Origin of the sequence: Arthrobacter sp. RT-1 (assembly GCF_003367205.1) — a bacterium.
Lineage (GTDB): Bacteria > Actinomycetota > Actinomycetes > Actinomycetales > Micrococcaceae > Arthrobacter.
The window spans coordinates 12,172-25,383 of sequence record NZ_QRGQ01000019.1 but is presented as its reverse complement, the minus strand read 5'-3'; the positions used below and the strand labels follow the sequence as shown (position 1 = coordinate 25,383).

Annotated in this window: 11 protein-coding genes and 1 riboswitch; of the genes, 8 read left to right on the top strand and 3 right to left on the bottom strand. The window is 66.4% G+C overall.

The annotated features are described in order from the left end of the window. Nucleotides 1-38: 38 nt before the first annotated feature. On the top strand, nt 39-1,244 hold the full coding sequence (gene ftsY / locus DXK94_RS14815; protein WP_115525557.1) for a signal recognition particle-docking protein FtsY: 1,206 nt from the start codon (nt 39-41) through the stop codon (nt 1,242-1,244). A 31-nt stretch (nt 1,245-1,275) separates the two neighbouring features. Here ftsY and DXK94_RS14810 read toward each other — a convergent pair whose 3' ends face one another. Then, nucleotides 1,276-2,517 carry an MFS transporter gene (locus tag DXK94_RS14810; protein WP_115525556.1) on the bottom strand — a complete coding sequence of 414 codons (1,242 nt, stop codon included), beginning with the start codon at nt 2,515-2,517 and terminating at the stop codon, nt 1,276-1,278. Nucleotides 2,518-2,743: 226 nt separating this feature from the next. On the opposite strand from DXK94_RS14810, the gene DXK94_RS14805 reads away from it, so the two are divergent. Further along, complete coding sequence (locus tag DXK94_RS14805; protein WP_115525555.1) at nt 2,744-4,108, top strand: ammonium transporter; 1,365 nt, start codon at nt 2,744-2,746, stop codon at nt 4,106-4,108. Further along, nucleotides 4,105-4,443, top strand: a complete 339-nt coding sequence (locus tag DXK94_RS14800) for a P-II family nitrogen regulator (protein WP_015937412.1) — start codon at nt 4,105-4,107, stop codon at nt 4,441-4,443. The genes DXK94_RS14805 and DXK94_RS14800 overlap by 4 nt, the downstream gene beginning before the upstream one ends. 115 nt (nt 4,444-4,558) lie before the next feature. On the opposite strand, the gene DXK94_RS14795 is transcribed toward DXK94_RS14800, so the two are convergent. Next, a complete protein-coding gene (locus tag DXK94_RS14795) occupies nt 4,559-5,971 on the bottom strand; it encodes a glucose-6-phosphate dehydrogenase (RefSeq protein WP_115525554.1) in 1,413 nt (470 codons plus the stop codon). An 84-nt stretch (nt 5,972-6,055) separates the two neighbouring features. Between DXK94_RS14795 and ffh the strand changes: the two genes are divergently transcribed. Both ffh and DXK94_RS14785 read left to right on the top strand, forming a co-directional pair. Next, nucleotides 6,056-7,639 (top strand): signal recognition particle protein, encoded by a 1,584-nt coding sequence (gene ffh / locus DXK94_RS14790; RefSeq protein WP_079598956.1) that lies wholly within the window; start codon nt 6,056-6,058, stop codon nt 7,637-7,639. Nucleotides 7,640-7,740: 101 nt separating this feature from the next. After that, nucleotides 7,741-8,475, top strand: coding sequence for an alpha/beta fold hydrolase (locus DXK94_RS14785; RefSeq protein WP_115525553.1), 735 nt, complete (start codon nt 7,741-7,743; stop codon nt 8,473-8,475). Nucleotides 8,476-8,546: 71 nt separating this feature from the next. Here DXK94_RS14785 and thiC read toward each other — a convergent pair whose 3' ends face one another. After that, complete coding sequence (gene thiC / locus DXK94_RS14780; protein WP_115525587.1) at nt 8,547-10,382, bottom strand: phosphomethylpyrimidine synthase ThiC; 1,836 nt, start codon at nt 10,380-10,382, stop codon at nt 8,547-8,549. Then, a riboswitch (TPP riboswitch) is annotated at nt 10,377-10,484 on the bottom strand. Its footprint overlaps the gene before it by 6 nt. A gap of 76 nt (nt 10,485-10,560) precedes the next feature. On the opposite strand from thiC, the gene DXK94_RS14775 reads away from it, so the two are divergent. The 3 genes from DXK94_RS14775 to DXK94_RS14765 all read left to right on the top strand — a co-directional run bounded on the left by DXK94_RS14775 (nt 10,561) and on the right by DXK94_RS14765 (nt 13,157). Further along, complete coding sequence (locus DXK94_RS14775) at nt 10,561-11,643, top strand: amidohydrolase family protein (protein ID WP_115525552.1); 1,083 nt, start codon at nt 10,561-10,563, stop codon at nt 11,641-11,643. Nucleotides 11,644-11,746: 103 nt separating this feature from the next. After that, nucleotides 11,747-12,622 carry a VOC family protein gene (locus DXK94_RS14770; RefSeq protein WP_115525551.1) on the top strand — a complete coding sequence of 292 codons (876 nt, stop codon included), beginning with the start codon at nt 11,747-11,749 and terminating at the stop codon, nt 12,620-12,622. A gap of 94 nt (nt 12,623-12,716) precedes the next feature. Continuing rightward, complete coding sequence (locus DXK94_RS14765) at nt 12,717-13,157, top strand: hypothetical protein (RefSeq protein WP_115525550.1); 441 nt, start codon at nt 12,717-12,719, stop codon at nt 13,155-13,157. Nucleotides 13,158-13,212 lie beyond the last annotated feature (55 nt).

The window sequence follows — 13,212 nt, the reverse complement described above, 5'->3', positions numbered from 1 at the left end:
GCCCAAAACGCCTGTTCCGTTTGTGAGAAGCTAGGGGAGTGAATGACATCCTTCCCATTATCCTGTCCATTGTTGCTGCCCTGGCGGTTATCGGCGGGCTGATTCCTGTCCTGCTGAAGACTCGGAAGAACATCACCAGGTACCCGGGTACCCGTGACGCCAACGATCCGGAGATCCAGTCCGGCGGCAGCACCCTGGTGGCTGACGGGCCGGCGGTTGCGGACCGGAAGGCACCGGAGGAAATTGCCCTCGATGACCTGGACGCCACGACTGTTCCCGACACCGCCGCCGGGCTGGAAGTCATTCCGGTGGAAACCCCGCTGCCCGTGGCGGGCCGGCTCATGCGCCTGCGGGAGCGGCTGGTCCGCTCCAACAACATCATGGGCAAAGGCCTGCTGGCCCTGCTCTCCAGCGACAAAATCGACGAGGACGTCTGGGACGAAGTAGAGGAAACCCTCCTTCTGGCAGACCTTGGCACCGAGCCCACCATGCAGCTGGTGGATGCCCTGCGCGAGCGGGTCAAGGTACTGGGCACCCGGACCCCGGAGGACGTCAAGAAACTGCTCCGCGAGGAGCTCATCAAGCTGGTGGACCCCACCATGGACCGCAGCCTCAATGTCCAGCGCCACGCCGACAAGCCCGCCGTCATGATGGTGGTGGGCGTGAACGGTGTGGGTAAGACCACCACCGTGGGCAAACTGGCACGCGTACTGGTGGCCGAAGACAAGGACGTCCTGCTGGGCGCCGCCGATACCTTCCGCGCCGCAGCCGCCGAGCAGCTTGCCACGTGGGGCCAGCGTGTTGGCGTCCCCACCGTCAAGTCCGACATTGACGGCGCCGACCCCGCCTCGGTGGCCTACGAAGCCGTCAAGGCAGGCATTGACCAGGAAGTGGACGTCGTGATGATCGACACCGCCGGACGTCTGCAGAACAAGGTCGGCCTGATGGACGAGCTCGGCAAGGTCAAGCGCGTCATCGAAAAGCTTGCCGAAGTTGATGAGGTGCTGCTCGTCCTGGATGCCACCACCGGCCAGAACGGCCTGAACCAGGCACGGGTATTCTCCGAGGTTGTCAACATCACCGGCATCGTCCTGACCAAGCTGGACGGGACGGCCAAGGGTGGAATCGTCGTTGCCATCCAGAAGAGCCTCGGCGTTCCGGTGAAGCTGATCGGCCTGGGCGAGGGCGCGGACGATCTTGCCCCGTTCGAGGCCGAGGGCTTTGTGGACGCGCTGCTGAACTGAGCTGCGGATCCGTCCTGCGCCCGGCCGGTTCCTAGGGCCTGGCTGACTGGAGGGTCTCCCGGGTGGCGAGCCAGGTGAACGCGGCCACCAGCATGATGCCGCCGGTGACACCGAAGGCCCAGCCGAAGCCCAGCCGGTCGGCAAGCACGCCTGCCAGGACGGGCCCAACAATCGCGCCGACGTCGGACGTCATCTGGTAGACGGCCAGCACCTTCCCGCCGGAACGCCCGCTGCCGATCACGTCGGCGACGGCGGCCTGCTGGGCAGGGCCAAACAGCCCGGAGCCGATGCCGGCAACCGCTGAAGCGGCCAGGAACCAGCCGAGGTCTGACGTGAAGCCGATGCCGGCGGTGGCGAGACCGGCCACCAGCAGGCCCCAGATCATCATGGGTTTGCGTCCCAAGCTGTCGGCCAGGCGACCGGAAAACGTCAGGGCGGCGGCGTTACCGGCGGCAAAGACCGCCAGTGCCAGCCCCGCCGCTTCGGGGCCGGAGCCGAACGCAGCGGCAGCAAACAGGGGAACGGTGGCCATGCGGACTCCAAAGGTGGCCCACCCGTTGGCGAAGCTGGAAAACAGGGCTGACCGGTAGGCGCCGGTCCCCAGCGCCTCCCCGAGGCGCATGTCCGGCGCCTTGTCCCGGGAATCCCGGGACCCGCGGCGCTGGTGGCTCAACTGGGTCTGCACCACGATTGCGGCGATCACCAGGGCGCCGGCGTAGGCCAGGAATGGGATCCGCAGCCCGAAACCGGCCAAAAGGCCGCCCACGATCGGACCGCAGACGTTGCCGATCAGGAACGCTGACGCATAGGCGCCGGACACCCTGCCCCGGCTCTCCGGCGGCGCCAGCCTGACCACCAGAGCCATGGACGCCACGGTGAACATCACGGAACCGGCACCGCCCAGCCCCCGGAAAAGCAGCAGCTGCCAGTAGTCCTGGGCAAAGGCGCACGCCGCCGTGGACCCGGCCACAATCAGCAGGCCCGCCACGTAAACGGGCCGTTCGCCCAGCCGGCCGATCAGGGTTCCGCCTGCCGGAGCAAAAATGAGCCGCATGAAGGCAAAAATCGCCACGATCACCGCCGCCTCGGTGTTTCCCACGCCAAAGGTTGTGGCGAATTGCGGCAATACGGGCGCAACAAGCCCGAATCCAAGCGCGATCAGGAACGCGGCGGCGAGCATCACCTTGATGTCGCGCGGGAGCTTGTCCCGTCGCGGCCGAAGGCGCGCCAAAATCCTTGATGTGGCGCCGCTCACGCGGGGTGCTGCAGTCATGAAGCGGAGTTCCTTGCAGAGAGTGCGGCCGGGGTCCGGCGGGAGTGGTGAAACACAACCGTAACAACCCGGATATGCACCATTTACTTCCTAGAGGTTCTTGTAACAGAGCGGCAATCTAAATCCTCTCCGGGCGAAACACGCCGCCGACACAATTTTTACAGGACGCAAAAAGGCGTTGGCAGGCGGAGCATTCCGCAACATTCGATGAGAGAGGACGTGCACCATGGAACTTACCGCAGGTCACGTTTGGCTCATGGTGGCGGCAGCACTTGTGCTGTTTATGACACCGGGCCTGGCATTTTTCTACGGCGGCATGACCCGTGCCAAGGCAGCACTGAACATGATGATGATGAGCTTCATCTCCATCGGCATCGTGAGCGTTGTGTGGGTACTGTGGGGCTACTCCATGACGGGCGGTGATGGCTTCCTGCAGATCGTCGGCAACCCGTTCACCAGCTTTGGTCTCGAGGGAGTCAACACGGCAGACACGCCGGACGGCCTCATCCTTGTCGGCTACGGTGCCACCTTTGCCATCATCACTGTGGCTCTGATCAGCGGTGCGATCGCTGACCGCGCCAAGTTCGGCGCCTGGTCGGTGTTCGTGCCCGTGTGGGTGACCCTCGTGTACTGCCCGCTCGCCTACATGGTGTGGGGTGGCGGCCTCTTCGGTGAGGAAGGCGCGATTGGCCAGGCCCTCGGCCCGGCCATCGACTTCGCCGGCGGCACCGTGGTCCACATCAACGCCGGTGTGGCGGCCCTGATCCTCGTCCTGATCATCGGCAACCGCAAGGGCTTCGGCAAGGACCCCAACCACCGCCCGCACAACATCCCGTTCGTGATGCTCGGAGCAGCCATCCTGTGGTTCGGCTGGTTCGGCTTCAACGGCGGCCTTGCCTCCTCTGCTGAACAGGGTGGCGTCATCTGGGTCAACACGCTCGCGGCTCCCGCAGCGGCGATGCTCGGCTGGCTCGTCACCGAACGCATCCGCGACGGACACCCCACCTCCCTCGGCGCCGCTTCCGGTGTGGTCGCCGGCCTGGTGGCCATCACCCCGGCCTGCGCGAACGTCAGCCCTGTCGGTGCCCTTGGCCTCGGCGTCGTGGCCGGTGTCGCCTCTGCCCTGGCTGTTGGCCTGAAGTTCCGCTGGGGCTTCGACGACTCGCTCGACGTTGTAGGCGTCCACCTCGTGTCCGGCATCATCGGCACCGTTGCCCTCGGCTTCATCGCACTGCCCACAGACGGCGTGGGCGGCGGCCTCTTCTACGGTGGCGGCATGACCCAGATGTGGGCACAGCTGGCAGCGGCAGGCATCGCCATCGCGTACTCGGCAATCCTGACCGCGATCATCGCCTTCGCCATCCACAAGACCATGGGCTTCCGCGTCTCGCAGGAACAGGAAACGGTGGGTGTGGACCTCAGCCTGCACGCCGAGACCGCCTACGAGTTCGGTGTGGGCGGCCACGGTGGAAGCTTCCAGCCGCTGCACGACATGATCACCGGCAAGAACCAGCAGGAAACCTCTGACCAGCCCGCAGCGGCTGCCCAGAAGAACGAATCAGCAACAGGCAAGGAAAGCGTGGGGGCATGAAACTGATTACTGCTATCGTCAGGCCGGAAAAGCTCGAAGCCATCCGGGAAGGACTGGAAGCCTACGGCGTACAGGGCCTGACGGTCAGCGCGGCCAGCGGTTACGGCCGGCAGCGGGGCTACACCGAGGTTTACCGCGGTGCAGAGTACAACGTGGATCTCCTGCCGAAGATCCGGGTGGAGGTGCTGGCCACGGACGAGCAGGCTGACGACATCCTGGACGTCATCATCGCCAGCTCCAACACCGGCCGTGCCGGTGACGGCAAGGTTTGGACCATGGACGTTTTCGAAGCCGTCCGGGTCCGGACCGGTGAACGGGGAGTCGCCGCCATCTAGGGCGGAGCGTCTTCTCCCGGAACCTGAAGAGCAAGCAGGAGCGGGCAGGAAACCGGAAGGTTTCCTGCCCGCTCTGTCGTTAATAGCGCAGGGCCGTAAGTCGTGCGCCCGGGCCTCAGGACCCGCTGTCAGCACGCCCTGCGGTAGGCCAGGAAGCGGGCCCGGCCGAACCGGCGCCGTACTCCTCAAGCGGGACGTCGTTGCGCTGCCAGGCCAGAAGCACCGGCTCAACAATCCGCCAGCAGTCCTCCGCGGTGTCGCCGCGGACAGACAGCAGGGGATCACCGGCGAGCACGCCCTCCAGGACTTCGCCATAGGGGAGGAGTTCGGAGGCACTCAGTTCGGCCTGAAGGGTGGCCCGGCTCAAGCTGAAGATGTCTCCGGGGCCATTCACGTCGACGTCGAACTGCAAAGTGTCCGGACCGAAGCCGATCCGCAGCTGGTTCGGCGAGTCCACGCCCGTGAAGCCCTTGGGCAGGTGGGGGACCGGGCGGAACGTGACCACGGCTTCCTTGCGCTTGGCACCCAAAGCCTTGCCGGACCGCAGGACGAACGGGACATCCTTCCATCGCCAGTTGTCGATCCCTATCTGGATCTCCGCGAGGGTTTCGGTTCCGCGGTCCGCGTCCACTCCCTCCTCCCTGGCGTAGTCCGGCACCGCCTTTCCTGCCACAGAGCCTGCGGTGTAGCGTGCCCTGCGGGTGGAGGCGGCGAAGGGGGCACGGACGCGGCTGGCCCGAAGGACGGCGGAGATGGCATCGCGCAGGTCCCGCTCGCCCACGGTGGCCGGCGGCTCGATGGCCATCAGGGCCATAATCTGCAGCAGGTGGCTTTGGACCATGTCCCGGAGGGCGCCGGCGCCGTCGTAGTAGCGCGCCCGCCCTTCCAGGGCCAGGTCCTCGTCAAAGATGATTTCCACCTTTTCAATGTGGTGGCGGTTCCAGACGGGCTCAAGGAAGTTGTTGGCAAAGCGCAGGCCCAGGATGTTCAGCACGGTGGCCTTGCCCAGGAAGTGGTCAACCCGGTGGATGTGGTCCTCGGGCACCAGCCGCACCAGGGTGCGGTTAAGGGACCGTGCGGATTCCTCACCCGACCCGAAGGGTTTCTCCATCACCAGCCGCGTCCCGTCCGGGACGTCCTCGGGCTGCAAGGCCTCACACGCGAGCTGGCTGATCTTCGGGGGGAGCGCAAAATAGACGGCCACGGGCCCCTCGAGGCTGCGCAGCAGTGCGGCAAGGCCGCCGCCGGCGGTGACGTCCAGCTGATGGTAGACAGTTTCCTTTTCGAGCGCCTGAAGCGCTTCCTGTCCCTCGGCGGCTGCGGCTTCGGCGGTTGCAGCAAACGACGAATGCACCCTCTCCCGCCACTGTTCCGGGGTCCACGGATCAGATCCCGCCCCGACGAGCCGCAGCCCTGCGGCGCGGCCCTTCGCCACCAGCCGCGCCAGCCCGGGCAGGAGGAGCCGGCCGGTGAGATCGCCGGAGGCACCGAGGATGAGCAGGGTTCTTACAGTTGTTTGGCTCGTCATTTTGCCAGCATGCCATCTTGGGTGCCCGACTTGGTACCCTAGATAGTCGAGTCCCGATCATCCACTGAAAGAAGTGCACGGCGCGTGTTCAATTCACTCTCTGACCGGTTGACAGCAACCTTCAAGAATCTCCGCGGCAAAGGCCGCCTCACCGAGGCCGACGTCGATGCAACAGTCCGCGAGATCCGCCGCGCCCTTCTGGACGCCGACGTTGCAGTCCCCGTTGTCCGGGAATTCACGGGGCGGGTCCGCGAACGCGCCCTGGGCGCCGAGGTATCGGCCGCATTGAACCCGAGCCAGCAGATCGTCAAGATCGTCAACGAGGAACTCGTGGAGATCCTCGGCGGCGAGACCCGCCGCATCCGGCTCGCCAAAAACGGCCCCACGATCATCATGCTGGCCGGCCTGCAGGGTGCCGGTAAGACAACCCTGGCCGGCAAGCTGTCCAAGTGGCTGAAGGCGCAGGGCCACAGCCCCATGCTGGTGGCCTGTGACCTGCAGCGACCCAACGCCGTCACCCAGTTGCAGGTGGTGGGCCAGCGCGCCAACGTGCCGGTGTTCGCGCCCCACCCGGGTGCCACCTCGTCCGAACTTGAGCATCCTGCGGGTGACCCCGTGGCGGTGGCGCGCGCCGGCGTCGAGGAAGCCCGCCAGAAGCTGCACGACGTCGTCATCGTTGACACCGCGGGCCGCCTCGGCGTCGACGCCGACATGATGGAACAGGCACGCCAGATCCGCCGCGCCATCGTGCCCAACGAAGTCCTGTTCGTCATCGACGCAATGATCGGCCAGGACGCCGTGAACACGGCGCACGCCTTCGACGAAGGCGTCAACTTCACCGGCATCGTCCTCTCCAAGCTCGACGGTGACGCCCGCGGTGGTGCCGCGCTGTCCGTCGCGTCGGTCACCGGTAAGCCCGTGATGTTCGCCTCCACCGGCGAGGGCCTGGACGACTTCGAGCTGTTCCACCCGGACCGGATGGCCTCGCGCATCCTGGACATGGGCGATGTCCTCACGCTCATCGAGCAGGCCGAAAAGTCCTGGGACAAGGACGAAGCTGCCCGGATGGCGAAGAAGTTCGCCGACCAGGAGGACTTCACCCTGGACGACTTCCTGGCCCAGATGCAGCAGATCCGCAACATGGGCTCCATGAAGAAGATGCTCATGATGATGCCCGGCGCGCAGAACATCCGCCAGCAGCTGGAGCAGTTCGACGAGCGCGAGATCGACCGCGTGGAAGCGATTGTCCGCTCCATGACCCCGCACGAGCGCGTTGCGCCCAAGATCATCAACGGGTCCCGCCGCGCCCGCATCGCGCGCGGCTCCGGCGTGCACGTTTCCGAGGTCAACGGCCTGCTGGAACGATTCGCCCAGGCCCAGAAGATGATGAAGAAGATGGCCCAGGGCGGCATGCCGGGCATGCCCGGGATGCCCGGAATGCCCGGGGCGGGCGGCGGAGCCCGGAAGAACGCCAAGAACGCACCGAAGAAGAAGGCAAAGTCGGGCAACCCGGCAAAGGCCGCCCAGGAGCGCAAGGACGCTGAAGCACGCCGTGCCAATGCAGCCAAGGCCCTGCCCACCGGCGCGGCCTTCGGCCAGCAGGGGGGCGACTTCGATCCGTCCCAGCTGAACCTGCCCAAGGGCTTCGACAAGTTCCTCGGCAAGTAACAGCATCCCGACCAGGTAGCAGCAGGTGTCGTTTTGAGGGCTCAAAACGACACCTGCTGCCGTTTGCAGGGGTTGCCGGTGCCGTGGAATAGGGTTGGGTCATGTTCAAGCAGAGGGTAGTGTTCGTGCACGGCGCCGGAAGTTTCGGCGCCGCGGCCTGGCCGCGCCAACACGGTATGGCGCTGTCCTACGACGCACTGTTCCTGCGCCGCCACGGGTACGATCCCGTCGCCGAACCCGTGGAGTCCTCCTTCGCCGAGGACACGGCCATCGTGCTGCGGTCCCTGGCGGACGACGGCCGCGGTGCCGCGGGCGGACACATCGTGGCTCATGCACAAGGGGCCATCGCCGCCATGATGGCCGCCGTCGAACGGCCCGACCTCGTCTATTCGCTGACCCTCGTGGAGCCGGCGTGCCTCTCCCTTACCGCGGAACTGCCGGCCACAGCGGCCCATATCCGCCTCATGCAGCCGTTGTTCGACGTCCGCCGCCAACTCAGCGACGAGGATTTCCAGCGGGAGTTCGTCCGGCGGGTCTATGCCACGGACCTTCAGGAGCCGGTCACTGCCGAGGAGAAGCGCTCGGCCAGGCGGCTGCGGCTGCAGTCACCGTCGTGGGAGGCACCGCTGCACATCGTTCCGGGTGTCCCCACCCTGGTCCTGACCGGGGGATGGGAGCCCCTCTATGAGGAGATCGCCGGTTACCTCCGTGAGACGGGCGCCCTGCACCGCGTTGCTGCCGGGGGCCACCGGCCCCACGAGTCACGGGACGGCGACCGCGCCATCCGCTCCTTCATCAGCGAGGTCAGCAGGACCGAGCCTGCCAGGGCCTCCTGACCCCGGCCAGCACGCAGCCTTCCCGTCCGGCCGGCCCCCAATTGCCGGCCGGACGGGAAACTCGACGGGAGTCAGCTACGTCCCGCTGCCGGAACGTTCAGCTCCGGCAGGTACACCTTGGCCCCGGCGGCCATGAACTCCCGGCTCTTCGCGCGCATGCCTGAGGCCGCCTCGGCCAGGGCCGCCTGCGCCTCGGCGGACCCGTATTCGTCCCGGATGTCCTGGCTGATCCGCATGGAGCAGAACTTTGGCCCGCACATCGAGCAGAAGTGGGCAGTCTTGGCCGGTTCCGCGGGGAGCGTCTCGTCGTGGAAGGCCTCGGCCGTCACCGGGTCCATGGACAGCGCGAACTGGTCCCGCCAGCGGAACTCGAAGCGTGCCTTGGACAGCGCGTCATCCCGCTCGTGCGCCCCCGGGTGGCCCTTGGCAAGGTCGGCGGCGTGGGCGGCGATCTTGTACGTGATGACACCGGTTTTTACGTCGTCCTTGTTGGGCAGGCCCAGGTGTTCCTTCGGTGTGACGTAGCACAGCATGGCCGTGCCGTACCGGGCGATTTCCGTGGCACCGATCGCTGACGTGATGTGGTCATAACCGGGAGCCACGTCAGTGACCAGCGGCCCGAGTGTGTAGAACGGTGCCCCCTTGCAGAGTTCCTGCTGCCGTTCGACGTTTTCCCGGACCAGGTGGAACGGAATGTGCCCCGGGCCCTCCACCATCACCTGCACGTCGTATTTCCAGGCCCGCTGGGTGAGCTCGGCCAGCGTGTCCAGCTCCGCGAACTGCGCGGCGTCATTGGCATCCGCCGTAGCTCCCGGCCGCAGACCGTCGCCGAGGGAAAACGCGACGTCGTACCTGGCGAAGATTTCACACAGCTCGTCGAAGTGCGTGTACAGGAAGTTTTCCTGGTGGTGGGCCAGGCACCAGCCTGCCATGATGGAGCCTCCGCGCGAGACGATGCCCGTGACCCGGTTGGCGGTCAGCGGAACATACCGGAGCAGGACGCCGGCATGCACGGTCATGTAGTCCACACCCTGCTCGCACTGCTCGATCACGGTGTCGCGGAAAGTCTCCCAGGTCAGCGCATTGGCTTCCCCGTTGACCTTCTCCAATGCCTGGTAGATGGGCACGGTGCCGATCGGGACCGGGGAGTTGCGGATGATCCACTCCCGGGTGGTGTGGATGTCATCGCCGGTGGACAGGTCCATCACGGTGTCGGCCCCCCACTGGGTGGCCCACTGCAGCTTGTCCACTTCCTCGGCAATGGAACTGGTGACTGCCGAATTGCCGATATTGGCATTGATCTTGACCAGGAAGGCCTTACCGATGATCATCGGCTCTGACTCGGGATGGTTGATGTTGTTGGGAATGATGGCCCGGCCGGCCGCGATTTCACTGCGGACCAGCTCAACGTCGCAGTTCTCGCGCAGCGCCACGAAGCGCATCTCGGGGGTGATGATGCCCTGCCTGGCGTAGTGCATCTGCGTTACCGTCTTGCCCTCGACGGCGCGGCGGGGCACCGGCTGGGCCCCCTGCCACTCGGCGGAGGCTGCGCCGCGGCGGACAGCCGAGCGGCCGTCGTCGAGCAGGTTCCGCTCCCTGCCGCCGTACGCTTCGGTGTCGCCCCGCGCCACGATCCATTCGGACCGGAAGGGGCTGAGGCCGCGAACCGGATCGCTGCCCGGTCCGGCCGTCCGGTAGGTCCGGAAGGGCCCGTTCGGTTCCCCGTTGGGGGAAGGCTCCAGGGCAATTTCCGTTACGGGTACCCGGATTCCCGACTCTGCGTCTTCGATGAACGCAAGCGAATGCGACGTCAGGGACTGGGTGACCTGGGCCTCCGCCGCCCCACTGGACACGCCTTCGCGGGACTGATTCAGGGCAGGGTTCAACTGTTCATTGGGTGTATTCAAGGAATACTCACTTCCTTCGCCGGCATTACCCGGACAGGTTCAACGGTCGCAGGCTGCGTCAGCCCGATCTCAGCCCCTGCAGGGGCACCCGTGTGGTCAGGAAGAAAGCTACCACAGCCTTCCGGGAGGGGCTTGTCACATGGCCGGTGCTAGCCTGACTGGCGGGAAAAGGAGTCCAATGCCGGAGATCATCGAATTCAGCGGCCCGGTGCTTGCCGGGCCGGACAGCGAGCGGCGGGGCCTGTGGTCCATTGACGGGCTGTTGACCTTCACACGCCCGCAGCAGGTGCCGGACAAGGTGCTGGAGGGCTGGGTCCTGCCAGGTTTCGTGGATGCCCACTGCCACATCGGGCTCGGACCCGGCGGCCCGGTGGACGCTGCTGCCGCCGAAGACCAGGCCCGGGCAGACCTGGCGGCCGGCACCATGCTGGTCAGGGATGCCGGCTCCCCGGCCGACACCCGCTGGATGCAGGGCGGCCGGGACTTCCCGGTGCTGATCCGCGCTGGACGGCACGTTGCCCGGACCCGCCGATATCTTCGCGGTTTCGCCGACGAGGTGGAACCGGAAGGCCTTGTGGAAGCCGTGCGCAAGCAGGCACGCGACGGCGACGGCTGGGTCAAGCTCGTGGGGGACTGGATCGACCGCGGCATTGGCGACCTGGCGCCGTCCTTTCCCTCCGCCGTCGTGCGGGACGCGGTACAGGCGGCGCATGACGAAGGCGCCCGGGTCACCGCCCACTGCTTCGCTGAGGACACCCTGGACCAGATGCTGGACGCCGGCATCGACTGCATTGAGCATGCCACCGGACTCCTGCCCCGGCATCTTCCCCGGTTCGCCGAACAGGGAGTGCCGATCGTCCCCACACTCATCAACATCGCGACGTTCCCGGACATCGCCGCCCAGGCCCGGCCCAAGTTTCCGCGGTACGCGGACCACATGCTGGCGCTGTGGGAGCGGCGGATGGAGCGGGTGGCGGAAGCTTACGGGGCCGGCGTGAGGATCTTCGCCGGCACGGACGCCGGCAGCGTCATCAACCACGGAAGAATCGCGGACGAGATTTTGGCCCTGCATGAGGCCGGACTGCCCATGGCCGCTGCACTGGACGCAGCCTGCTGGTCAGCCCGCAAGTGGCTCGGTGCGGACGGCCTCCACGAAGGGGCGCGCGCCGACGTCGTCCTCTGCAGCGAGGATCCGCTGACGGTACCCCGGACGGTCAGCCAACTCGCCCATGTGGTGCTGGGAGGCCGCATCATCCGCTGAGCACATTTCCGGGCCGAAGCACTTGGAATAAATTGAAGCTTCAAGTAATTTTAACTGTGACAGGCCGCCCCATCCCGACGGCCGCCAGCACAGGGAGCGTTCAATGACTGCAGAAGCCACCAGCCAGGATCTTCTTCCTGCCGACCTCACCATGGGCACCGTCATGCTCAAGGTCGGCGACATGAAGGTCATGACCGATTACTACCAGCGCGCCCTTGGCCTTGAGGTGGTCGCCGAACAGGACGGCGGGCTGTACCTGGGCCGGCTGCAAATGCCGCTGGTCCATCTTGCGCCTGCGCCCGGGCTGAACCTCCCGGGCAGGGGAGAAGCGGGCCTGTTCCACACGGCCCTGCTGTTCGAGGACCAGGCCTCCCTCGCGGCGACCATCGCCACCGCCGCCCAATACGAGCCGCGGTCCTTCACCGGGAGCGCCGACCACCTGGTCAGCGAGGCCTTCTACTTCAGCGACCCCGAAGGCAACGGCATAGAACTCTACTGGGACCGGCCCCGCAGCAACTGGTCCTGGAACGGAACCGACGTGGTCATGGACAGCCTGGCCCTGCCGCCGCAGCGGTACCTTGAGCAGCACCTGACGGAGGATTCCCTGGAAGGGCAGCACAGGACGGCCGCAGGAGTGGGCCACGTCCACCTCCAGGTGGGTGACGTGCAGTCCGCGCGCGATTTTTACGTCGGTGTCCTGGGGTTCGAAAAAACGGCCGGATGGCATGGCCAGGCCCTCTTCGTCTCCGCCGGCCGTTACCACCACCACATGGCCATGAATGTCTGGAACAGCCGCGGCGCGGGGCCGCGCAAGGACACGCTGGGCCTGGGTGAAGTCCTCATCGAGGTGCCCGCGGGTGACGACGTCGGCGCGCTGGCGGACCGCCTGAAGGTCGCCGGCGTGCGGGCCCACCACACCGGAGCCGAACTGCGGTTTGAAGACCCCTGGCGGAACAGCATCCGGGTAGCGGCACGCTGACCCGGGCGTTCCCGTACTAGGCTGAACCCGAACGGCCGGGCGGCAGGCATTGCTCCCGGCCGGCACCACCGTCAACGGAAGAAGGGTACTTCCCATGGGCTTCACCGAGATCTTTGTTGCCACCCATGACGCCGCGCTCAAGCGTGCCGGCGTCCTGGACGAAGGCGGCAGTGCACCCGCCGGCCAGGCCGTCCGCATCCCGGGGATCAGTGATTTCGAAGTTGAACAGCTGGGGGACCTCGCCGGAACTGCCGTGCACGCCGGCGGTGCCGACTATGAACTGACCATGGTGGACGTGTCCAGCGATTCGCTGCTGGCCGTCCCGCCGGCCATGGTCCGCGCCCTGGCGGACCTGCTCTCGTATGAAACCGAAGGCGAAGGCAACATCCTTCATGATGTTGCCGCGCAGTGGGCAGCCCAGGACGACATGCCCTTCGACGCAGACCAGGCGCGGACCTACGTGCAGCAGCTGGCTGAACTGGCCGGCAGCGTCGACGATTCGGAGCGGACGGGGCTCTACGTCTGGTCCGCCTGAGCGGCCCGCCCCCCGGCCATCTTCCGGCCGCCGCTGTGTCAAGTCGAAATCCCGT